Source organism: Roseixanthobacter finlandensis, assembly GCF_043195105.2.
Taxonomy (GTDB): Bacteria; Pseudomonadota; Alphaproteobacteria; order Rhizobiales; family Xanthobacteraceae; genus NCEH01.
This window is the reverse complement of the sequence record NZ_CM195536.1, coordinates 3,169,728-3,192,426: the sequence shown is the minus strand read 5'-3', so window position 1 is coordinate 3,192,426 and position 22,699 is coordinate 3,169,728. Positions and strand designations below refer to the sequence as shown.

Sequence of the window (22,699 nt, the reverse complement as noted above, 5' to 3'; positions counted from 1 at the left end):
GACCGGCCGGTCAAAAAGCGACAACGGCAGGCGCCTGCTGTCGAGCACCTCGGCGATACACCAGGCCGCTGACTGTCGATCGCCCCTAAACGCTCGCGCCCTACACACTCGCCCCTACACACCCGCCCCTTTGGCCTTGTCGCGGCGCAGGTGCTCGTCCAGCCGGGGCAGGATCTCGACGAAATTGCAGGGGCGATAGCGCACGTCCAGCTGGTTGACGAGGATTTCGTCCCAGCCATCCTTGCAGGCGCCGGGGGAGCCGGGCAGGCAGAAGATATAGGTGGAGCGCGCGACCCCGGCGGTCGCCCGGCTTTGCAGGGTCGAGGTGCCGATCTTCGCGAACGAGATCATGTGGAACACGGTGGAGAAGCCTTCCATGCGCTTCTCGAACAGGGGTTCCACCGCCTCCGGGGTCACGTCGCGGCCGGTGAAGCCGGTGCCGCCGGTGGTGATCACCGCGTCGATGGCGGGATCGTCGATCCAGCCCTGGACCACCGCCCGGATCTCCGCCACATCGTCGGGGACGATCTTGCGGTCCGCCAGCACATGGCCCGCGTCTGCGATGCGCTCGGCCAGCACCGCGCCGGACTTGTCGTCGGCGAGCGCGCGGGTATCGGAAACGGTCAATACGGCGATCTTCAGCGCGACGAAGCTGCGCGCGGCATCTATGCCCGGCATCAGATGGCTCCCTGCAAGGTGTTGCATTGCTGCATGGAGCCGCTCTTAAGCCCGCGCGTGAACCACGTCACGCGTTGCTGCGAGGAGCCGTGGGTGAAGCTGTCGGGCACCACGACGCCCTGCGATTGGCGTTGCAGGCGATCATCGCCGATGGCGGTGGCGGCGGCGAGCGCCTCTTCCACATCGCCCGGTTCCAGGATGCGGAAGCGTGCGTTGGCGTGATAGGCCCAGACCCCGGCGAGGCAATCGGCCATCAGTTCGGCCCGCACGGAGAGCGCATTGGCTGCCCGCTTGGTGCCCGCATCACGTTGCGCCGCCTGGATCTTCGGCAATATGCCGGTGAGATTCTGCACATGGTGGCCGATTTCATGGGCGATCACATAGGCGGCGGCGAAATCGCCCGGCGCCTTGAACCGCGTCTTCAGCTCCTGGAAGAAGGAGAGGTCGAGATAGACCTTCTGGTCGGTCGGGCAATAGAACGGCCCCATCTCCGCCGAGGCGCCGCCGCAGCCGGAGCGGGTCTGGCCGGTGAACAGCACCATCTTCGGGTCCACATAGGTGCGGCCCTGGGCGCGGAACAATTCGGTCCACACATCCTCGGTCTGCGCCAGTACGGCGGCGGCGAAGCGGCCGAGTTCGTCGGTCGGCGGGCCCTGGCGCGTCGCCTGGGACGGGGCGCTCTGCTGGGAGGAGCTTCCGCCGCCCTGGATCGCGTCGAGCCCGCTCAATAGCACCAGTGGATTGATGCCCAGCGCCCAGCCCACCAGCCCGACGATGATGATGGTGCCGATGCCCATCCCGCCGCGTCCGCCCGGCATCTGGAACCCGCCGCCGCCTCCGCCGCGCCGGTCCTCCACATTGCCGCTGGACCGGAAGTCGTCCCACCGCATGCTCAAAGCCTCCTGCCCACCGGCGCGCCACCTGATGCGACGCGCCGTCTTCGCTACCGCCGTCTTCACGACCACCGACGGCTACCGCCGTCTTGGCCACCGCATTCTTGGCCGCAGAGACAACGCTTGAGCGGGCCTGTGGTTCGATCCCTTTCCCTTAAAGCACAGCTTTGCGGCGAAATCCTCGTCTGCGCGGCGGTTGCCTCCGGCCCACGCGCCGCGACACTGCGCCTCGGCCGGCGTTAAATTTTCCTTGGGGAAAGCTTTTTGGCGTGACGGCCGGAAGCCCCTAAACCACCTCTCCCCGGCGGAGAGAGGTGGAGTGATGGGCCTAACCCCCTCTCCCCGGCGGGAAGAGGGCTGGGGTGAGGGGTGGATCGAAACGCCGCGCAAGGCGCCCCCTCACCCGTCCGCTGCGCGGCCGACCTCTCCCCGGCGGGGAGAGGTGGAGTGATGGCCTACCCCCTCTCCCCGTCGGGGAGGGGCTGGAGTGATGGACCTACCCCCCTCTCCCCGCCGGGGAGAGGGCTGGGGTGAGGGGTGGATCGAAACAGCGCGAAGAGGAATGATGCGAGGGCCGCCCGCGACGGGCGTTCGGGTGCGGCGCCACCCTCGCCCAGGGTGGACTTGTCTTCGGCCTGCGGGGAAGACACCCTTGCCGATCATCGGTGCAGCCGAATCGCACGCTTCGGGAGAGAGTTCACACCATGGCCGCCATCGAGGGCCGCCTCGCGAAAGCCAAGCTCGGCCTGGATTTCAAGCGCGAGCGTGCCGCCTATAAGGCCGGCGCCCGGCCGGTGGCCGGAGCGGACGAGGCCGGGCGCGGCCCGCTCGCCGGGCCGGTGGTGGCCGCCGCCGTGGTGCTGGATCCCAAGCGCGTTCCCTTGGGGCTCAACGATTCCAAGAAGCTGACGCGCGAGGTGCGCGAGCGCCTGTTCGCCGAAATCTGCGCCACCGCCGAGGTTTCGGTCTGCCTCGCGCCGCCCGCGCGCATCGACCGCGACAATATCCGCCAGGCGACCTTATGGGCGCTGGCCAATGCCGTGCGCGGCCTGCCGTGCGCGCCCGCTCTGGTCTTTGTCGATGGAAACGATCGCCCGCCTTTATCTTGCACGGTGGAAATGATCATCGGCGGCGATGGTCTCATCGCCTCCATCGCCGCCGCTTCCATCGTCGCCAAGGTCACGCGCGACCGGCTGATGTGCGGCCTCGGCGCGCAATTCCCGGCTTATGGGTTCGAGCGGCACATGGGCTATGGCACGCCCGAGCACGGCAACGCGCTGCGCGCCCATGGCCCGTGCCGGCATCACCGCCAATCCTTCACCCCGGTGCGCGAGCAGCAATTGCTGCTGTTCGGCGCGCCGGCTGCGGAACCGGAAGCCGAGGGGCTCGTTGCGGCGGAATAATGGCTGCCGCCGGAGCAGCGCGGTCGTCATGGCCGGGCTCGTCCCGGCCATCCACGCAGTCGCGCCGGGACGGATTTTTCCACGGTGTGACAAGCGGTGCGGCGTGGATGCCCGGCACAGGGCCGGGCATGACGCGCGAGAAGCGAGCAGCAATTGCTGCTGTTCGGAACGCCGACCCTGGAAGCGGACGTCGAGGGGCTCGTCGCGGCGGAATAGCGGGTTCGCCCTTCAGGCGGCTTGCCCCGCGACGCCGAGCACCTTCTCCACATTGTGGCGGTGCACGGCTTCATAGGGCTCGAAATAGCTGACCGCCCCGGTCGCCAGCGCCTCGGCGGCGAAGGTGGAAAGATCCTGCGCCGCAAGCGCGGGCTCGCGTTCGAGCCGCAGCAGCTTTTCCACATAGAGGCGGGTGGCCTTTATGAAGGCCGGCGGATAGCCGCCCGCCAGAATCTGCGCCTTCGATCCATGATTGGGCAGGATGGTGGTGATCTCCCAGCCCGCCATGCGGTCGAGATCGCGCAGATGGATCGCCAGCCGGTCTTCTTCGGCCACATAAGTGATGGGGTCTTCCAGCGTATCCCCCGCCAGCAGCACGCCGCCCGGCAAAAGCGCCACCGTGCCGTCGCGGCTGTGGATGTCGAGCTGGCGCAATTGAACCGGGATCTTCCCGACCATGAGGTCGAGCGTGCCGGAGAACAGGGCGTTGGGGAGGATCAGCGGCTTGATCGGCGGATCGCCGCTTTCCAGCGCGTCCTTGTGCGCCGCGAGGATTTCGGCGGTGTCCCTGTTAGCGATGATCTCGCAATCGGCGAACACTTCGGTGCCGGCCACATGGTCGTCGTGCCAATGGGAGAGCACGAGGCGCATGCGCTTTACGCCCATCTCCTCCAGCGTGCGGCGGATGATGCGGGCGTGCGGCACGGAGATGTGCGGGTCGTAGACCAGCGCGTCGGCACCATCCACCACCGCATAGGTGCAGATGCCGAGGGCGAAGGCGCCGTCGTCCAGCCAGTTCGGCTTTTCGGAATACAGCCGCACGCCGTGAATGCGGCCGTCATAGAAGCCGAGCAGATGGGGTGCGAGGCGCAGCACCTCCATGGTCGCGCCATAGTCCGGCATGGGGGAATCCTTGCGGGCGGGAGAGGCGGCTATTCGGCCGCCGCCTTGGAATGGCCGAGCCGCTGGGACAGCGTCACAAGCAGGTCGCGCGCGGCGTCCGCGATCACGGTGCCGGGCGGGAAGATGGCTTCCGCGCCGGCCGCGCGCAGGGCCTCGTAATCCTGCGGCGGCACCACGCCGCCCACCACCACCATGATGTCGCCCCGCCCTTCCGCCTCCAGCGCCTGCTTCAGCGCCGGCACGAGCGTGAGATGTCCGGCGGCGAGCGAGGAGATGCCCACCACATGGACGTCATTCTCCACCGCCTGCCGGGCGGCTTCCTCTGGGGTGGCGAACAGGGGGCCGATATCCACGTCGAAGCCGAGGTCGGCGAAGGCGGAGGCGATCACCTTCTGGCCGCGATCGTGCCCGTCCTGGCCCACCTTGGCGACGAGGATGCGCGGGCGGCGGCCCTCGGCGTGCTCGAACTCTTCCACCTGCCGCTGCACCTTGCCCACCTTGTCGGTCATGGCGCCGGCCTCCCGCTTGTAGACGCCGGAAATGGCGCGGATCTCGGCGCGATGGCGGCCGAACACCTTTTCCAAAGCGTCGGAGATTTCGCCCACCGTCGCCTTGGCGCGGGCGGCGTTGACGGCGAGTTCCAGCAGGTTCGCGCCCTGGCTCGCGCCATTGGTGAGGGCGGTGAGGGCGCTGTCCACCTCGGCATCGCTGCGCTCGGCCTTGAGGCGCTTGAGCTTTTCGATCTGCGCGGCGCGCACGGCGGAATTGTCCACCTTCAGCACGTCGATCTGCGCTTCGGTCAGCGGCTTGTATTTGTTGACGCCCACCACGGTCTGCGCGCCGCCGTCGATGCGGGCTTGGGTGGTGGCGGCGGCCTCCTCGATGCGCAGTTTGGGAATGCCGGCCTCGATCGCCTTCGCCATGCCGCCGAGGGCTTCCACTTCCTGGATATGGGCCCAGGCCTTGGCGGCAAGGTCCGCGGTGAGCCGCTCGACGAAGAAGGAGCCGCCCCACGGGTCGATCTGGCGCGTGGTGCCGCTTTCCTGCTGCAGCAGGATCTGGGTGTTGCGGGCGATGCGGGCGGAAAAGTCGGTGGGCAGGGCCAGCGCCTCGTCCAGCGCATTGGTGTGCAGCGACTGGGTGTGGCCTTGCGTCGCCGCCATGGCCTCGACGGCGGTGCGCATGACGTTATTGAACACGTCCTGCGCGGTGAGGCTCCAGCCCGAGGTCTGGGAATGGGTGCGCAGCGGCAGGGACTTGGGGTTCTTCGCCCCGAGGTCGGTCATCAGGCGGGTCCACAGGAGGCGGGCGGCGCGCAGCTTCGCCACCTCCATGAAGAAGTTCATGCCGATGGCCCAGAAGAAGCTGAGGCGCGGCGCGAACACGTCGATGGGCAGGCCGGCGGCGGCACCGGCGCGGCCGTATTCGACCCCGTCCGCCAGCGTATAGGCAAGTTCCAGATCCTGCGTCGCGCCGGCTTCCTGCATGTGATAGCCGGAAATGGAGATCGAGTTGAAGCGCGGCATCTCCTTGGAGGTGTAGGAGAAAATGTCCGAGATGATGCGCATGCTCGGCAAGGGCGGATAGATATAGGTGTTCCGCACCATGAATTCTTTGAGGATGTCGTTCTGGATCGTGCCCGAGAGCTTGGCGTGGGGCACGCCCTGTTCCTCGCCCGCGACGATGAACAGCGCCAGGATCGGCAGCACCGCGCCGTTCATGGTCATGGACACGCTCATCTGGTCCAGCGGGATGCCGGAAAACAGCGTGCGCATGTCGTAAATGCTGTCGATGGCCACCCCGGCCATGCCCACGTCGCCGGCGACGCGCGGATGGTCGCTGTCATAGCCGCGATGGGTGGCGAGATCGAAGGCGACCGAAAGCCCCTTCTGCCCGGCCGCGAGATTGCGGCGGTAGAAGGCGTTGGAATCCTCCGCCGTGGAGAAGCCGGCATATTGCCGGATGGTCCACGGCTGGTTCGCATACATGGTGGGGTAGGGGCCGCGCAGGAACGGCGCGATGCCGGGATAGGTGTCGATGAAATCGAGCCCCGCCACGTCCTGCGGGCCGTAAAGCGGCTTCAGCGCAATCCCCTCGGGCGTGACCCAGGGTGCGAACTTGGCCGACGGTGGCGCCAGATCCGGCGCGCGCCAATCGATATCGGCGAAGGCGGGCAAGCGGCTCATGTCTCATCCTAACTCAGTTCGGCGCACCGCGCGAGCAAGCGCTGGGTGACGCAAGTCCAGTTCGCACGTCCAGTCCAGTTCAGGCACTCAATTGCTGCTGGGCGGTGCCGAGCACATCCAGCACGTCGCAGCCGGCGAACAGGAAACCGTCCACGCCGGCGGCGCGCCATGCCGCCTCCTGTTCGCCCGGCCGGCCGGCGAGCCACACGGCTTTCGCACCGGCGGCCTTCAGCGCGCGGGCGGCGGCGTCCGCCTGCTCGGCATAAATCTCGTCCGAGGCGCACAGGCAGGCGATACGCGCGCCCGAGACCGCGAACGCGGCGATGAGATCCTCCAGCGTCGCGAACCCTTCCGGCACCGGGGCGGCGATGCCGCCGGCCTCGAACAGATTGCGGGCATAGGTGGCGCGCGCCGTGAAGGCGGCGACGGGGCCGAGCGTCGCGAGGAAGGCGGTCGGCGTTTCCGCCTCGGCGGCATCGCGCAGGGCCTCGAAGGGTTCGGCGAGGCGGTGGGGCGCGAGCGCGCCGGCGACCGGCACCGGCTGCGCGGGACTTTGCGCGAGCACCGCCGGCATGGCTTGGCCCAACAGCGGGAATTCGGAGGTGCCGGTGATGGGCTCCTTGCGGGTCGCCACATCCTTGGCGCGGCGGGCGCGCACCTCGGCCACCTGCTGCTGCCACCAGCCGGTGGTGAGCGCTTGCGCCATGCCGCCCTTGCCTTCGATGGCGCGGAAGATCTGCCAGGCGGCGGCCGCGAGGCCTTCGGTCTGCGTCTCCATGGCCCCGGCGCCGGCGGAGGGATCGGCGACCCGGTGCAGGTTGGATTCCTCCAGCAGCACCAATTGCGTATTGCGGGCAAGCCGGCGCGCGAACGCATCCGGCAGGCCGAGCGCCTGGGTGAAGGGCAAAACGGTGACGCTGTCCGCACCCCCGACGCCGGCGGCGAAGGTGGCCACCGTGGCGCGCAGCAGATTCACATAGGGATCGCGGCGCGTCAGCGAGCGCCAGGCGGTGGTGGCATGCACATGGGCGGGCCGGGCGGCAACGCCGCTCTCGCGCTGCACCGCCGCCCAGAGCAGGCGGAGCGCGCGGAATTTCGCAATGGTGGCGATCTGGTTCACGTCGGCGGTCAGCGCCAGTTCGATCTGGCCGAAAGCAGCCTCCAGCGGCACGCCCGCCGCCTCCAGCGCCCGCAGATAGGCGACACCGGTGGCGAGCACGGCGGCCAGCTCCTGCGCATCCGAGGCGCCGGCGGCGTGATGGACCGCCCCGTCGGCGCGGGCGAAGCGGGCCTTGAAGCCCTTACCGGCCAAAATGCCGGCGGTCTCGGAAAAGCGCTGGGCAAGATTGGCCCAGGGCAGGGGCGCGGACCCCGCCGCCGCGAGATCGCCGATGGGATCGAGGCCGAACGAGACCGAGAGATCCGCCGGGCTATGGCCGCGATCCTGCACCAGCTTGGCCAGGGCGAGGGCATTCTCGCGGCCCTTGAAGCCACCGCTTTCCAGGCGCGTGTCGACGAGGTCCAGCATCACCTCGTCCAGCACCCGGTCCAGCACCTCGCCGTCCGGCAGGCCGAACCCGTGGGCGTGGGGCGAGGAGGCATAGACCAGCGTGAGGCCGGAGGCGCCGCCGTCGAGGTCTTCCAGCGCCTGGGCGTTGGCGGCGTCCTTGTCCGCCTGGTCGATGCGCGCGCTGATGATCCAGGGCGCGCCGGCCGGGCGCCCGGCGATGGGCAAGGCATCGCGCTTGCGCGGCGGCAGGGGATCGAGCGAGAGCCCCTCATAGGTGCGGGTCACCAGCTTCTTGTCATAGGGCGCGCCCTTCAGCACGCCTTCCACCAGCTTCAGCCAGTCCTCGCGCGTCACGGGGGGCAGATCGGTGGTGAACGGCAAGGGGCCGGTTTCCTCGGTCATCGCGCAAACTCCTCGCTGGAGGGGGCGGGCGGCAGGCGCAAGTCCTGCGCGGCCAGAGCCTCTTCCCCCGTGAACATGTAATCGCGCCGCACCGGCACATCGTCGCGCCGGTCGGACAGCAGCAGCTGGAACACCATGTTGGAGCCGTGCAGGAAGCCCAGCTCCACCGCCGCGAGATAGAATTCCCACATGCGGGTGAAGCGGGCGCCCATCATCGCCTCCACCTCGCCATGGCGCGCCTCGAACCTGTGGCGCCAGGCGCGGATGGTCCAGTAATAATGCAGCCGCAGCACCTCCATGTCGGCAACCCACAGATGGGTGCGCTCGGTGGAGGCGAACACTTCCGACAGCGCCGGCACATAGCCGCCAGGGAAGATGTATTTGCGGATGAAAGGGGCGGTCGTGCCCGGGGGCGACATGCGGCCGATGGCGTGCACCAGAGCGAACCCGCCGGGACCCAGCAAATCGCGGATGGTGGAAAAATAGGCGTCGAAATGATGGACGCCCACATGCTCCATCATGCCGATGGAGACCACGCGGTCGAACGGACCTTTCAGGTCGCGATAATCCATCTCGCGGAAATCGATCTGGTCGGCGACGCCCGCTGCTTCCGCCAGCCGGCGCGATTCCGCCAGTTGCTCGGGCGAGACATTGATGGCGGTGACGTGCACGCCGCACGTCTTGGCGAGATAGATGGACAGCCCGCCCCAGCCCGAGCCGATCTCCGCCACCCGCATGCCGGGAGTGAGCTTCAGCTTCGCCGCCACATGGCGGAACTTATTGCGCTGGGCATCCGCCAGCGGCTCGTCCGGCTCGGAGAAATAGGCGCAGCTATAGGCCATGGTCTCGTCCAGCCACAGGCGGTAGAATTCGGCCGGGTGGTCGTAATGGCTGGAGGCGTTTTCCTTGGCCTTGGCGATTGGGTTCGCCTGATGGAACCGCCGCAACGCGCGCCAGCCCTTGCGCAACGCCTGCTGCACGGGATGGGCACCGAGGCCCTTGCGGTTCACCGAGAACAGATTGAGCAGGTCGAACACGCCCGCCCCATCCTCGAAGGTGAGGCGGCCGTCCATATAGGCTTCGGCGGACACCAGTTCCGGGTTGAGGAACAGATCGCGCTCGAGCTTCTTGTCATGCATGCGCACCGTGACGCTCGGCCCATCCACGCCGCTGCCGAACACGTGCCGCACGCCGTCCACGGTGATGACCGAGAGCTGGCCCTTTTCCACGAAACGCTTCAGCAGGTGCGAGAGCAGGCGCATCAGAGGGTCCTTCTCCGTGTTGGGCCCGCGTTTATGACGCGAGAGCCTTCCGGTCCATTGGCGAAGACCCCGCTCCCGCGCCGAGATGCGTTTTCATCATGGCGCGGCCCGTGCCAGGCATCTATGCGGCTCGGCCGGGAAGGGATTTCGGAGGTCCATGCTTGCGGTGCGGCGTGGATGCCCGGCACAGGGCCGGGCATGACCACCTGCTCTATGTCCCATGGCACCGTCGCAAAACAATCTCTGTCGTTGTCATGGCCGGGCCTGTCCCGGCCATCCACGCGGCCGCGCCGGGAGCAACATGGAAGGTCTGTGCCGGCGGAGCGGTGTGGATGCCCGGCATCACGGGCGCTCCTCAGACGATTTCGTCCCACAGGTCGCGCCATTACGGGTTCGCGTCCAGGATGAGGCGCACTTTCCAGGCCCGCGCCCAATGCTTCATGGTCCGCTCGCGTTGAATGGCGAGCCGGATCTCGGCATGCTCCTCGAAATAGACGAGCCGCTTCAGGCCATAGCGTTTCGTGAATCCTTCCGCCAGTTCTTCGCGGTGTTCGAAGATCCGCCGAACGAGATCGCTCGTTACCCCCAGATAAAGTATCCCGTTGGGGCGGTTGGTGAGCATGTAGACGAATGCTGCGGGCATGCGAGGCTCCGCATTCACCATTGTCATGGCCGGGCTCGTCCCGGCCATCCACGCGGTTGGGCCGGGCTGGGCCATGGGAGGTCCATGCTTGCGGCGCGGCGTGGATGCCCGGCACAAGGCCGGGCATGACGGCGCCAAGCATAACGAGGACCTCCTGACGAGAGCGCATCCGCGCCGCCAACGGGCGCGTGCAGGCGGAGCCGTCCCCTCCGCCCACGGCCGCGCGCCGGGACGGTTCAGCATGGGAAAGGACGACCCGCCGCGCCATCACGCGAATTCCAGGATCACCGCGTCCACCGCCAGGCTCTCGCCCGGCTTGGCATGGACCGCCTTGATGATGCCGTCGCGCTCGGCGCGGAGCACGTTTTCCATCTTCATGGCCTCGACCACGGCCAGCGCCTCGCCGGCCTTCACGTCCTGGCCCGGCACCACCGCGATGGAAACCACGAGGCCCGGCATGGGGCAGAGCAATTCCTTGCCGCCGCCGGCCGCCACTTTTTCCGGCATCAGCAAAGCGAGGGCGGCTTCCCGCTCGGTGTACACCCGCGCCTGCACCGCGACGCCGCGATGGGTGAGGGCAACGCCATTGGGAATGGCGCGGACCTGGACGCTCACCGTGTCATCGAAGATGGTGCCGTTCCACACCAGATCGCCCGGCTTCCAGTCGGTCAGCAGGGTGTAGGTGTTGGTGACCTGCCCGCCCCAGGTCAGCAATTCCACCTGGAAGCCGCCTTCGATGGTGTCGATCTCGGCGGATTGGAACTGCGTGCCGCCTTCGCCCACGAGCTGCACCACCCGGCGCCGGTCGAAGGTCACGGGCGTGCCGGTGATCTGGCCGGAAATCTGGCGTTTGCGCGCGTTCTGCACATGGTCGATGGTCGCCGCCACGGCGCAGAGCGTATGCGCGGTCTCGCCTTCGGCGGCGCGGGCGTGGAAGCCGTCGGGATATTCCTCGGCGATGAAGCCGGTGGAGAGGCGCCCTTCCTTCCAGCGATCATGGGCCATGAGCGCGGAGAGGAAGGGGATGTTGTGGCCGATGCCGTCGATGGTGAAGGCGTCCAGGGCATCGCCTTGGGCCAGGATGGCCTCCATCCGGGTCGGCGCATGGGTCACGAGCTTGGCGATCATGGGATCGTAGAACAGCGAGATTTCCCCGCCCTCATAGACGCCCGTGTCGTTGCGCAGGGTGATGCCGTTGTGCACCCCTTCCGCCGGCGGGCGATAGCGCACCAGGCGGCCGGTGGAGGGCAGGAAGGAGCGGTAGGGATCTTCCGCATAGATGCGGCTTTCCACCGCCCAGCCGTTCAGCTTCACGTCGGCCTGGGAGAAGGCGAGGGGCTCGCCGGCGGCGACGCGGATCATCTGTTCCACGAGGTCGATGCCGGTGATCAGCTCGGTGACGGGATGTTCCACCTGGAGGCGGGTGTTCATCTCCAGGAAGTAGAAGCTCTTGTCCTGGCCGGCGACGAATTCCACCGTGCCGGCGCTGTCGTAACCCACCGCCTTCGCGAGGGCGACCGCCTGCTCGCCCATCTTCTTGCGGGTCTCTTCATCCAGCAGCGGGGAGGGGGCCTCTTCCACAACCTTCTGGTTGCGGCGCTGGATCGAGCATTCGCGCTCGCCGAGATAGACCACGTTGCCGTGCTTGTCGCCCAGCACCTGGATTTCGATGTGGCGCGGATCGACGATGAATTTTTCCACGAACACCCGGTCGTCGCCGAACGAGGACTTGGCCTCGCTCTTGGCGCGGTCGAAGCCGTCCTGCACTTCCGCGCGCGAATAGGCGATGCGCATGCCCTTGCCGCCGCCGCCGGCGGAGGCCTTGATCATCACCGGATAGCCGATCTCGTCGGCGATCTTCGCGGCCTGGGTGCCGTCCTCCAGCACGCCGAGATAGCCCGGCACGGTGGAGACATTGGCCGCCGCCGCCGCCTTCTTGGATTCGATCTTGTCGCCCATGGCGTCGATGGCGTGCGGATTGGGGCCGATGAAGACGATGCCGGCTTCGGCCAGCGCGCGCGGGAAGGCGGCGCGCTCGGAGAGGAAGCCGTAGCCGGGATGCACCGCCTCGGCGCCGGTCTGCTTGCAGGCGTCGATGATCTTTTCGATCACCAGATAGGATTGGGCGGCCTGGGGCGGACCGATATGCACCGCCTCGTCCGCCATCTCCACATGGAGCGCGTCCTTGTCGGCGTCCGAATAGACGGCCACGGTCTTGATGCCCATCTTGCGCGCCGTCTTGATGACGCGGCAGGCGATCTCACCCCGGTTTGCGATCAGGATTTTCGAGAACATTCAGTCAGTCCCCCGGCGCCTTTGGCGCGAATTTCGTTCGGTTCACCTCTCCCCGCCGAAGTCGGATGTTTCCGACTTCGGCCTCGCCTGGTGCCGAATACGGCAACAGCCGTGTTCGGGGGGAGAGGTCGGCGCCGCAGGCGACGGGTGAGGGGGCTCCGGCCTTTGTGGCGAGGGTCGCCCCCTCACCCCAACCCTCTCCCCCTCGGGGAGAGGGAGCCCATAAAGTCTCGTCTAAAGCGGCAGATTGTCGTGCTTCTTTGCCGGCTGTTCCACCTGCTTGGAGCGCAGCATGGCGAGCGCGCGGGCGATGCGCCGGCGGGTCGAATGCGGCATGATGACTTCGTCGATATAGCCGCGCTCGGCCGCCACGAAGGGCGAAAGGAAGCGCTGCTCGTAATTCTTGGTCTGGGCCGCGATCTTGTCCGGGTCGCCGATATCGGCGCGGAAGATGATTTCCACCGCCCCCTTGGCGCCCATCACCGCGATCTGCGCGGTCGGCCAGGCATAATTCACGTCGCCGCCCACATGCTTGGAGGCCATCACGTCATAGGCGCCGCCGAACGCCTTGCGGGTGATGAGCGTGACCAGCGGCACGGTCGCCTGGGAATAGGCGAACAGCAATTTCGCGCCGTGCTTGATGAGGCCGCCATATTCCTGCGCGGTGCCCGGCAGGAACCCCGGCACGTCCACGAAGGTGACGATGGGGATCTCGAACGCATCGCAGAAGCGCACGAAGCGCGCGGCCTTGCGGGAGGCGTCGGCATCGAGCACGCCGGCCAGCACCATGGGCTGGTTGGCGACGAAGCCCACTGTGCGCCCCTCGATGCGGCCGAAGCCGGTGACGATGTTTTTCGCATACGCCGCCTGGATCTCGAAGAAGTCCGCCTCGTCGACGGTCTTCAGGATCAGTTCCTTGATGTCGTAGGGCTTGTTGGGATTGTCCGGGATCAGCGTGTCGAGGCTCTCGTCGATCCGCAGCGGATCGTCGAAGGAGGGCCATTCCGGCACGCCCGAGGCATTGTTGGCGGGCAGGAAATCGATGAGGCGACGGGTCTGGAGCAGCATCTCCACGTCGTTCTCATAGGCGCCGTCGGCCACCGAGGACTTGGAGGTGTGCACCTTGGCGCCGCCCAGCTCCTCGGCGGTCACGGTCTCGTTGGTGACGGTCTTCACCACGTCCGGGCCGGTGACGAACATATAGCTCGTGTCGCGCACCATGAAGATGAAGTCGGTCATGGCGGGGGAATAGACGTCGCCGCCGGCACAGGGGCCCATGATCAGCGAAATCTGCGGGATCACGCCGGAGGCGGTGACATTGCGCTTGAACACCTCGCCATAGCCGCCGAGCGCCGCGACGCCTTCCTGGATGCGCGCGCCGCCGGCATCGAACAGGCCGATGATGGGCGCACGGGTCTTCAGCGCCATGTCCTGGATCTTGGTGATCTTGCGGGCATGCTCTTCCGACAAAGAGCCGCCGAACACGGTGAAGTCCTTGGCGAACACGAACACCTTGCGGCCGTTCACCGTGCCCCAGCCGGTGACCACGCCGTCGCCGGGGATCTTCTGGTTTTCCATGCCGAAATCAATGCAGCGATGCTGCACGAAGGTGTCGAACTCCTCGAACGAGCCGCGGTCCAGCAGAAGCTCGATGCGCTCGCGGGCGGTCAGCTTGCCGCGGGCGTGCTGCGCCTCGATGCGCTTTTGCCCACCCCCCAAGCGTGCAACGCCGCGCCGGCTCTCAAGCTCTTCCAGAATTTCCTTCATGCGCCCAAGTCCCCTGCCGGATTGCCCAGTCTCGTCCCGGTTTCTTGCAACCAGTCTAATGGTGCCGAACGCCCGAGGGAAAGGGTTCACATCCCCCTGCGCCGGGCGAAATGCGGCACGAAGGCTGTTGCGCTAGCAAATGCAGTGAGAAAGTTGAATATGTAAAAAAATCATGTTGTAATGTGTAAAGAATTTACAATTCGAGGCGGCCATGCGCCAAAAGGTTTTCGCCGGCCATGCGGTGCGCCGCCTGCGCGAGAAGCTCGGGCTGAAGCAGAGCGAACTTGCGCACCGGCTGGGCGTATCGCCCTCCTATGTGAACCAGATCGAGAGCAATCAGCGCCCGCTCACCGCCTCGGTTCTGATCGCCATTTCCCGCACCTTCTCCGTCGATATCACCGCGTTCGGCGCGGAGGATCTCGACCGCCTGGTGGCGGACCTGCGCGAGGCCGCCGCCGACCCGCTGTTCCGCGATCTCGACCTCGGGCTTCAGGACATGAAGGCGGTGGCCAATCTCTCGCCCGCCTTCGCCCATGCGTTCTTGCGCACCAACGCCGCCCTGCGCCGCACGGCGGAATGGCGCGCCTCCATGGACGACATGCTGACCGCCGGCATCGGCGACGAGGCCAAGCTCATCCCCTATGAGGAGGTGCGCGATTATTTCCATTATATCGACAATTACGTCGATGCCCTGGACCGGGCGGCGGAAGGCTGCGCCGAGCGGCTCGGCCTGCTGGCCGGGGCCGAGCCCATTTCCGCCCTCATGTCCTATCTCGCCGACCGCTTCAACGTGCGCACCGAGCTCGGCCCGCCCGATCCCGCTTTGCCGCTGTCGCGCTACGACACGCGCAATCGCCTGCTCACCTTGTCGGGGGTGCTCTCGCCCGCGAGCCGCGCGTTCCGCCTCGGCGTGACGATCGCGCAGCTGGAGCATGGGCCGCTGATGGATCGCCTGGTGGCCGGCGCCGGCTTCCGCAGCCAGACGGCGGGGGAAATCTGCCGCCTCGCGCTCAATAATTATTTCGCCGGCGCCCTGGTGCTGCCCTATGGCCGGTTCCTGGAGCTAGCGCGCGCCCGCCGGCACGATCTCGACCGGCTGGTGCTGGAGACCGGGGCGAGCCTGGAGCAGGTGTGCCATCGCCTCTCCACACTCCAGCGGCCGGGCGCCAAGGGCGTGCCATTCTATTTCGCCAAGGTGGACCGGGCAGGAAACATCACCAAGCGCCACAGCGCGACCCGCTTCCAGTTCGCCCGCCACGGCGGCGCCTGCGCGGTGTGGAACGTCCACGAGGCGTTCGAGGCGCAGGGCCGCACATCGGTGCAACTCGGCGAGATGCCGGACGGCGTGCGCTACATCTGCCTTGCCCGCTCGATCCAGGCGCCGAGCCTGCGCCACGGGCAGCCGCACCGCGCCTATGCGCTCGGGCTCGGCTGCGAAATCTCGTTCGCCGACGACATGGTCTATGCGGACGGGCTCGACCTGAAGGCGGCGCCGGTGGCGCGGCTCGGCGTCTCCTGCCGCATCTGCCCGCGCCGCGACTGCGACCTGCGGGCGTTCCCCCCGCTCGACCGCGAGATCCGCACCGATCCGAACATCCGCGAGGTGGTGCCGTTCGCCATCTCATGATTAAGCCTGCGCGGTGTCGCAATGCCGCCGTGGTCACGTACCGGAAACGCCACGGAAACAGATCACGACTCCCTTTAACGGTGACGTTACCGGGTGAAACGAGGGTGCGGATGATTGGGGCAATGAGGATCGCGGGCTGGGCTCTGGCCTTTGCCTGCATTGCGGGTGCGGCGCAGGCCTCGCCCGGCTTCACCACGGCGGACGTCAATATGCGCGCCGGTCCCGACACCCAATATCCCCGCGTCACGGTGCTGCCGGAAGGCGCGCCGGTGGAGATTTTCGGCTGCCTCTCCAACCAATCCTGGTGCGATGTGGCCTGGGGTCCCAATCGCGGCTGGGTCTATGGGGAATATCTCGCCTTCGACTATCGCGGCGCGCGGGTCCTGGTGCCGGAATATGCGCCGGTGGTCGGCATTCCGGTGATCGGGTTCAATTTCGGCAATTATTGGGGCAATTATTATCGCGGCGCGCCGTGGTGGAACCAGCGCGCCCGCTGGCAGGGCTATGCGCCGCGCCCGCGTCCGGGCTGGGGCGTCCCGCCGCCGGGCGTCGGCCCGCGTCCGCCCGGCTGGTGGAACCATCCCGGCCGTCCGGGTCCCGGCTATCCGGCCGGCGGTCCCGGCCGCCCCGGCTATCCCGGTGGCCCCGGTTATCCTGGAGGGCCGGGCGCGCCCGGCTATCATCCGCCGGGTGCCAATCCCGGCCGGCCGCCGGGCGGCTATCCCGGCAATCCCGGGCGCCCGCCACAGGGTGCGTATCCGGGCCGTCCGCCCCACGGCAATCCCGGCGGCCCGCCTCCGGGCGCGTATCCCGGTCGCCCGCCACAGGGCAATCCTGGCGCTTATCCCGGTCGCCCGCCGCACGGCAATCCCGCCGCATACCCCGGCCGTCCGCCGCACGGCAATCCGGGCGGCCCGCCTCCGGGCGCCAATCCCGGCCGTCCGCCGCATGGCAATCCCGGTGGTCCGCCTCCGGGGCAGCAGCGTCCGCCGCGCGGGGCGCCCGCCGGCTGCGCGCCCGGCGCGCCGTGCCCGCCGCCGCAATGAGCCGAACCGGCCAGCGGAAAATGTGACGCGCGGGCGGGGCCGATCTCCCGCCCGCTTCGTCCCGTTCGCTTTCTCCGCTCCGCCGCCGGTGCCGGCCCGTTCGAGGCCGGCGCATCACGGCCGGCGCATCCTCGCCCCGGCGCATCTGGGCATCGACGCGCGGGTCGCCGCGCGCTATGGGCTTGGCCATGTCGGCATCCTCCTCCTCTTCGGCGTTCCTGGGCCCTGCGCCGGTCCTGCGCTTCGCGCCTTCGCCCACCGGCCTGATCCATGTGGGCAACGCCCGCACCGCCCTGCTGAACGCGCTGCTCGCGCGGCGCGGCGGCGGCACCTTCATTCTGCGCTATGACGATACGGACGCGGCGCGCTCGCGCCCCGAATTCGCCGAGGCCATCGCCGAGGATCTCGACTGGCTCGGCATTCCCCCCGACCGCGTGGCGCGCCAATCCGACCGGCTCGCCCTTTATGATGCGGCTGCTGAAACCCTGAAGGCCGCCGGGCGCCTCTATCCCGCCTATGAGACCGAGGCCGAGTTGGATCTGAAGCGCGGCCTTCAGCGCGCGCGCGGCTTGCCGCCGGTGTATGATCGCGCCGCCCTCGCCCTGACGGCGGACGAGCGCGCCAAATTGGAAGCCGAAGGCCGCGCGCCCCATTGGCGCTTTCGGCTGGACCGCCGCACGGTGACCTGGGACGACGGCGTACGCGGCCCGCAGCATGTGGACACCGCCACCTTGTCCGATCCCGTCCTGGTGCGGGCGGACGGCACCTATCTCTATACGTTCACGTCGGTCGTGGACGATCTCGACATGGGTATCACTTGCGTGGTGCGCGGCGAGGATCACGTGACCAACACCGCCGTGCAGATCGAATTGTTCGAGGCCCTCGGCGGCGTCGCGCCGCGCTTCGCGCACCATAATCTGCTGACCTTGCCGACCGGCGAGGGCCTCTCCAAGCGGCTCGGGCATCTCTCGCTGCGGGCGCTGCGGGAAGAGGGGCAGGAGGCGCTGGCGGTGGCTGCCGCCGCCGTGCTCGTCGGCACCTCCGATGCGCTGGCGCCGGTGGAGAGCATGGACGCGCTCGCCGCCAAGGTGGATCTTTCCCACATCTCCCGCGCGCCGGCGAGGTTCGATCCGGCGGACCTCGCCATGCTGAGCGCGCGCACGCTGCATCACCTGCCCTTTGAGGCGGTGGCGGAGCGGCTCGCCGCGGCGGGGATCACCGGCGGCGCGGATTTCTGGCTGGCGGTGCGCGGCAATCTCGCAACCTTCGCCGATGCCGCCCATTGGTGGCAGGTGTGCTCGGATGCCGGGCAGGGAATCATCGCCGAGGAAGACCGCGCCTTTCTCGCCGCCGCCGCCGCGCTTTTGCCGCTCGAGCCGTGGGACGCCGGCACCTATGCCCCCTGGATCGCCGCCGTGAAGGCCGCCGCCGGCCGCAGCGGCAAGGCGCTGTTCCGGCCGCTGCGCCTCGCCCTGACCGGCCAGGAGACCGGCCCGGAACTCGCCGCGCTTCTGCCTCTGCTGGGACGGACCCGGGTTCTGGCGCGGCTCGGTGTCATAAACCCGTGAGCCGCGGCAAGTAACTTACAACCATACCGCAGCTTAAGGCCGCGGCGTTCGAGGGGCGGGGCACGATGCGGGCGAAACGACTGGCGCTGCTGATAGTTTTTCCCGTGGCGCTGGCCCTGAACGGCTGCGCCACCTTGTCCAAGGAAGAGTGCCAGAGCGGGAATTGGCAGGAGATCGGCCAAGCCGACGGCTTCAACGGCGAACCGGAAAGCCGCCTGCAGGAGCATGCCAAGGCCTGCAGCAGCTATAGTGTCGCGCCGAACGTTCAGGCCTATATGGCGGGCCGTGAGGTGGGCCTTGCCTCCTATTGCACGCCGGCTTCGGGCTTTGCCCATGGGCGCAACGGCGATGATTATGCCGGCGTCTGCCCGCCGGCCACGGCGGCCGCCTTCTCGTCCGGCTATATGGTCGGCCGCAAATTGTGGGACGCGCAGCAGACCGTGCGGCGCTATGAATCGCGGGTGCTGGACCTGGAAAACCAGCTGCGCCGCGCCGAGGACGATCTCTCCAAGCCGTGCGTGAACGATCCCAATTGCTACTTCACGAAGCAGAACCAGCAGCGCAACCGCAACACCATCCGCAACGACCTCGACCGCGAGCGGTGGAACCTCTCGGACGCGCGCAATCGCTACAATATCCTGGAAGCGAGCGTGATGAGCCAGTTCCGCGCCACCGTTCCGGGCGGCCTGCCGCCGGGTTGAATCGGCACCGGGCGCGGAGCCCTCGTGCCGGAAGGGGACGTTGATTTTGCGCGTCGCATGGGCATCGTGGGCGGATCCGGCGCGCGACTCGCGCGGCGGGGACAGGATCGCGGCGCAGGACGTGGGATCGGGAGGCGCGGATGGGTGAAGCTCGCGGAGCGGTGTGTGGGTCCCTTCGAGCCGGCGCTCGGCGTCGCGCGGCGCTGCTCGGTTGCCTGATGCTGGTGGCGGCGGCGCTGCCGGCGCGCGCGGCGGAGCCGAATGCCTGGTATTCCGGCGAATACAAAAGCTGCGACCAGGACACGACGCCGGAAATCGTACGCTGCATCACCAAGCTCACGGAAGGGTGGGAGGCCCGCCTTGAGACCGCCCTCAAGGCCCTTTCCGCCCAGCAGACCACCCCGCAGCAGGAGCGGCTGAAGGCGTCGCAGAAGGCCTGGACCGCCTTCCGCGACGCGGACTGCGCCTTCTACGTCAATGGCGAGGGCACCATCGCCCGTGTGGAGGGCGCCGAATGCCGGCGCGTGCTGACCCAGCAAAGGGCGCAGGAACTGGAGCAGGCGGGGCGGCCCTGATCCGCCGCGCCCGGTCGCGATCCCGCGCTGGGACCACCTTTTCTCCGGCGCCGATGCACCCCATATTGGCGCCATGGCCAAAGCATCCCGACCCGGCAAACTTGGTGAGCGCTCGCAGCGTCATTTCGAGCCTGCGCCCTCCCAACCCCTTGATCCTGAAGTTGCGAAGTCGCTCGGCCTCGCACCGGGAGACATGAGCGGCGATTTCGAATCCGCTGGCGCCTCGGCGACGGTCGCGGCGCTCTCGCGGCTGATCGTGGAGGGGCGGCCCGAGGTCACCGGCCAGACCTGGACGCCCCATCGCCCGCCCCGCCCGGACAAGAGCGAGGGCGGCGTTCCCCTCGTGATCAAGAGCGAGTTCGAGCCGGCCGGCGACCAGCCGGCGGCCATCGCCGAACTGGTGGCCCAGGCGCGCGCCCATGAGCGCGACCAGGTTCTGCTCGGGGTGACGGGTTCCGGCAAGACCTTCACCATGGCCAAGGTGATCGAGGAGCTTCAGCGTCCCGCCATCATATTGGCGCCGAACAAGACGCTCGCGGCCCAGCTCTACGGCGAGTTCAAGAGTTTCTTCCCCGATAATTCGGTGGAATATTTCGTTTCCTATTACGATTATTACCAGCCCGAAGCCTATGTGCCCCGGACCGACACGTACATCGAGAAGGAATCCTCGGTGAACGAGCAGATCGACCGGATGCGCCATTCGGCCACCCGCGCACTGCTGGAGCGCGACGACGTGATCATCGTCGCCTCGGTCTCCTGCATTTATGGTATCGGCTCGGTGGAGACCTATTCCTCCATGACCTTCAAGCTGGAGGTGGGGGAGCGCATCAACCAGCGCCAGCTCATCGCCGATCTTGTCGCCCTGCAATACAAGCGCATCCAGTCCGATTTCGCGCGCGGCACCTTCCGGGTGCGCGGCGACAATATCGAGATATTCCCCGCCCATTACGAGGATCGCGCCTGGCGGGTGTCGCTGTTCGGCGACGAGGTGGAGAGCATCGCCGAGTTCGACCCGCTCACCGGCCACAAGACCGGCGACATGAAGTCGATCAAGGTCTACGCCTCCTCCCATTACGTCACCCCGCGCCCGACGCTGATCCAGGCCATTTCCGGCATCAAGGCCGAGCTGAAGACCCGGCTCGACGAATTGTACAAGATGGGCCGCCTGCTGGAGGCCCAGCGGCTGGAACAGCGCACCCGCTACGATCTGGAGATGATGGAGGCCACCGGCGCCTGCGCGGGCATCGAGAATTATTCCCGCTGGCTCACCGGCAGGAAGCCCGGCGAGCCACCGCCGACCCTGTTCGAATATGTGCCCGACAATGCCCTCGTCTTCATCGACGAGAGCCATGTGACCATTCCGCAGATCGGCGCCATGTATCGCGGCGACTTTCGCCGCAAGGCGACGCTGGCGGAATACGGCTTCCGCCTGCCGAGCTGCATGGACAACCGGCCGCTGCGGTTCGAGGAATGGGAGGCCATGCGCCCGCAGACCGTGCATGTCTCCGCCACCCCCGGCCCGTGGGAGATGGACCGCACCGGCGGCGTGTTCGTGGAACAGGTGATCCGCCCCACCGGCCTCATCGACCCGCCGGTGGAAATCCGCCCCGCGCGCACCCAGGTGGATGACCTCCTCGGCGAGGTGCGGGCCGTGGCGGCGCAGGGCTATCGCACCCTCGTCACCGTGCTCACCAAGCGCATGGCCGAGGACCTCACCGAATATCTCCACGAAAACGGCATCCGCGTGCGCTACATGCATTCGGATATCGACACCATCGAGCGCATCGAGATCATCCGCGACCTGCGGCTCGGCGCGTTCGACGTGCTGATCGGCATCAATCTGCTGCGCGAGGGGCTGGATATTCCCGAGTGCGGGCTGGTGGCCATTCTCGATGCCGACAAGGAAGGGTTTCTGCGCTCGGAAACCTCCCTGGTGCAGACCATCGGCCGCGCCGCCCGCAATGTGGATGGCCGCGTCATCCTCTACGCCGATCACGAAACCGGCTCCATGCAGCGCGCCATGGCGGAGACCACCCGCCGGCGCGAGAAGCAGGTGGCTTATAATACCGAGCACGGCATCACGCCCGAGAGCGTGAAGAAGGCCATCGGCGATATCCTCAACTCGGTCTATGAGCGCGACCATGTGCAGGTGGATGCCGGCCTTGCGGAAGAGGGGGCGGCCTTCGGGCACAATCTCAAGGCGGTGATGGCGGACCTGGAAAAGCGCATGCGCGCCGCCGCCGCCGACCTCGATTTCGAGACCGCCGCCCGTTTGCGCGACGAGATCAAGCGGCTTCAGGCCACCGAGCTTGCGGTTTCCGACGATCCCATGGCGCGGCAGGAGGCGGTGGACGACAAGACCGGCGGGTTCAGGGGCGAGCGCAAATACGGCCGCGCCGCCAACCAGCCGCCCAAGGCGGCGGGATCTTCAGCGGGCGCGTCTGCGGGGTCATCCGGCCGGGGCAGTCGCAAGATCACGGGGCGGGCGAAATCCGACACCGGCAGCGGCCACGCGCCTGCGCCCGCTGCCCCTGCGCCCAATGTGTCTGCGCCCGAGGCGCCGCCCCCGACCGCCCCCGAGGGCCGGGTGAAGCCGGCCCCGACCGCGCGCGACCGTTCCCCCGACGAACTCCCCCTCTACGCCCCCCGCGCCAGCTCCCGCGTGGCGAAGCCGACGCTCGACGACATGGGCCCCGGCACCGACCGCGCCGAACCCCTCTCCGCCCTCGACTACAAGCCGGGGCCCCGTCCCGATCCGGGAACGAAGGGGTATCGCAAGGGCGGGCGGAGGAAGTGAGCGAGAGGCCGGAGACGGGCTGAGGGCTCGACACAAAGGCCTTCTCCCTCTCCCCGAGGGGGAGAGGGCTGGGGAGAGGGGGCACGCCGTCGGTTCGACGAACCTTGAATTCGTGAAAGGCTCAGCCCCTCACCCGTCCGCTGCGCGGCCGACCTCTCCCCGTGGGGGAGAGGTGAAATCGGCGGCTCCCGCATGGCGAAGCCGACGCTCGACGACATGGGCCCCGG

General features: G+C 67.8%; 16 protein-coding genes. 7 read left to right on the top strand and 9 right to left on the bottom strand.

Translation table 11 applies throughout. The features are described 5' to 3' along the window. Nucleotides 1–114: 114 nt before the first annotated feature. Both moaB and ypfJ read right to left on the bottom strand, forming a co-directional pair. On the bottom strand, nt 115–678 hold the full coding sequence (gene moaB, locus V5G24_RS15120; protein ID WP_394081530.1) for a molybdenum cofactor biosynthesis protein B: 564 nt from the start codon (nt 676–678) through the stop codon (nt 115–117). Beyond that, nucleotides 678–1,568, bottom strand: a complete 891-nt coding sequence (gene ypfJ / locus V5G24_RS15115) for a KPN_02809 family neutral zinc metallopeptidase (protein WP_394081532.1) — start codon at nt 1,566–1,568, stop codon at nt 678–680. Before ypfJ ends, moaB begins: the two co-directional genes overlap by 1 nt. Before the next feature lie 707 nt (nt 1,569–2,275). On the opposite strand from ypfJ, the gene rnhB reads away from it, so the two are divergent. Beyond that, the gene (gene rnhB / locus V5G24_RS15110; protein WP_394081534.1) at nt 2,276–2,974 is read left to right on the top strand and encodes a ribonuclease HII; all 699 of its coding nucleotides are present in this window, start codon (nt 2,276–2,278) and stop codon (nt 2,972–2,974) included. 228 nt (nt 2,975–3,202) lie between these two features. Here rnhB and V5G24_RS15105 read toward each other — a convergent pair whose 3' ends face one another. From V5G24_RS15105 to V5G24_RS15075, 7 genes are all read right to left on the bottom strand, one after another. Continuing rightward, a complete protein-coding gene (locus V5G24_RS15105) occupies nt 3,203–4,093 on the bottom strand; it encodes an MBL fold metallo-hydrolase (RefSeq protein ID WP_394081536.1) in 891 nt (296 codons plus the stop codon). Between the two features lie 29 nt (nt 4,094–4,122). After that, nucleotides 4,123–6,279, bottom strand: a complete 2,157-nt coding sequence (scpA, locus tag V5G24_RS15100; RefSeq protein WP_394081538.1) for a methylmalonyl-CoA mutase — start codon at nt 6,277–6,279, stop codon at nt 4,123–4,125. Between the two features lie 79 nt (nt 6,280–6,358). Beyond that, nucleotides 6,359–8,191 carry a methylmalonyl-CoA mutase subunit beta gene (locus tag V5G24_RS15095; protein WP_394081540.1) on the bottom strand — a complete coding sequence of 611 codons (1,833 nt, stop codon included), beginning with the start codon at nt 8,189–8,191 and terminating at the stop codon, nt 6,359–6,361. After that, entirely contained in the window at nt 8,188–9,453 is a 1,266-nt protein-coding gene (locus V5G24_RS15090) for a class I SAM-dependent methyltransferase (RefSeq protein WP_394081542.1), read from the bottom strand. Before V5G24_RS15090 ends, V5G24_RS15095 begins: the two co-directional genes overlap by 4 nt. Nucleotides 9,454–9,838: 385 nt before the next feature. After that, the gene (locus tag V5G24_RS15085; protein ID WP_394081544.1) at nt 9,839–10,096 is read right to left on the bottom strand and encodes a GIY-YIG nuclease family protein; all 258 of its coding nucleotides are present in this window, start codon (nt 10,094–10,096) and stop codon (nt 9,839–9,841) included. A 267-nt stretch (nt 10,097–10,363) separates the two neighbouring features. Then, nucleotides 10,364–12,391: an acetyl-CoA carboxylase biotin carboxylase subunit gene (locus V5G24_RS15080; protein ID WP_394081546.1), complete on the bottom strand. Its 2,028-nt coding sequence runs from the start codon at nt 12,389–12,391 to the stop codon at nt 10,364–10,366. A gap of 234 nt (nt 12,392–12,625) precedes the next feature. Further along, nucleotides 12,626–14,158: an acyl-CoA carboxylase subunit beta gene (locus V5G24_RS15075; protein ID WP_394081548.1), complete on the bottom strand. Its 1,533-nt coding sequence runs from the start codon at nt 14,156–14,158 to the stop codon at nt 12,626–12,628. A gap of 211 nt (nt 14,159–14,369) precedes the next feature. On the opposite strand from V5G24_RS15075, the gene V5G24_RS15070 reads away from it, so the two are divergent. The 6 genes from V5G24_RS15070 to uvrB all read left to right on the top strand — a co-directional run bounded on the left by V5G24_RS15070 (nt 14,370) and on the right by uvrB (nt 22,472). Then, nucleotides 14,370–15,785 (top strand): short-chain fatty acyl-CoA regulator family protein, encoded by a 1,416-nt coding sequence (locus V5G24_RS15070; protein ID WP_394081550.1) that lies wholly within the window; start codon nt 14,370–14,372, stop codon nt 15,783–15,785. Nucleotides 15,786–15,907: 122 nt separating this feature from the next. Next, on the top strand, nt 15,908–16,831 hold the full coding sequence (locus V5G24_RS15065; protein WP_394081552.1) for an SH3 domain-containing protein: 924 nt from the start codon (nt 15,908–15,910) through the stop codon (nt 16,829–16,831). A gap of 218 nt (nt 16,832–17,049) precedes the next feature. Next, the gene (locus V5G24_RS15060) at nt 17,050–18,399 is read left to right on the top strand and encodes a glutamate--tRNA ligase (RefSeq protein WP_394082100.1); all 1,350 of its coding nucleotides are present in this window, start codon (nt 17,050–17,052) and stop codon (nt 18,397–18,399) included. Between the two features lie 65 nt (nt 18,400–18,464). Continuing rightward, nucleotides 18,465–19,100 (top strand): DUF2799 domain-containing protein, encoded by a 636-nt coding sequence (locus V5G24_RS15055; RefSeq protein WP_394081554.1) that lies wholly within the window; start codon nt 18,465–18,467, stop codon nt 19,098–19,100. A gap of 140 nt (nt 19,101–19,240) precedes the next feature. Next, on the top strand, nt 19,241–19,675 hold the full coding sequence (locus V5G24_RS15050; RefSeq protein WP_394081556.1) for a lysozyme inhibitor LprI family protein: 435 nt from the start codon (nt 19,241–19,243) through the stop codon (nt 19,673–19,675). 73 nt (nt 19,676–19,748) lie between these two features. Next, nucleotides 19,749–22,472 (top strand): excinuclease ABC subunit UvrB, encoded by a 2,724-nt coding sequence (uvrB, locus tag V5G24_RS15045; RefSeq protein ID WP_394081558.1) that lies wholly within the window; start codon nt 19,749–19,751, stop codon nt 22,470–22,472. Nucleotides 22,473–22,699: the final 227 nt, after the last annotated feature.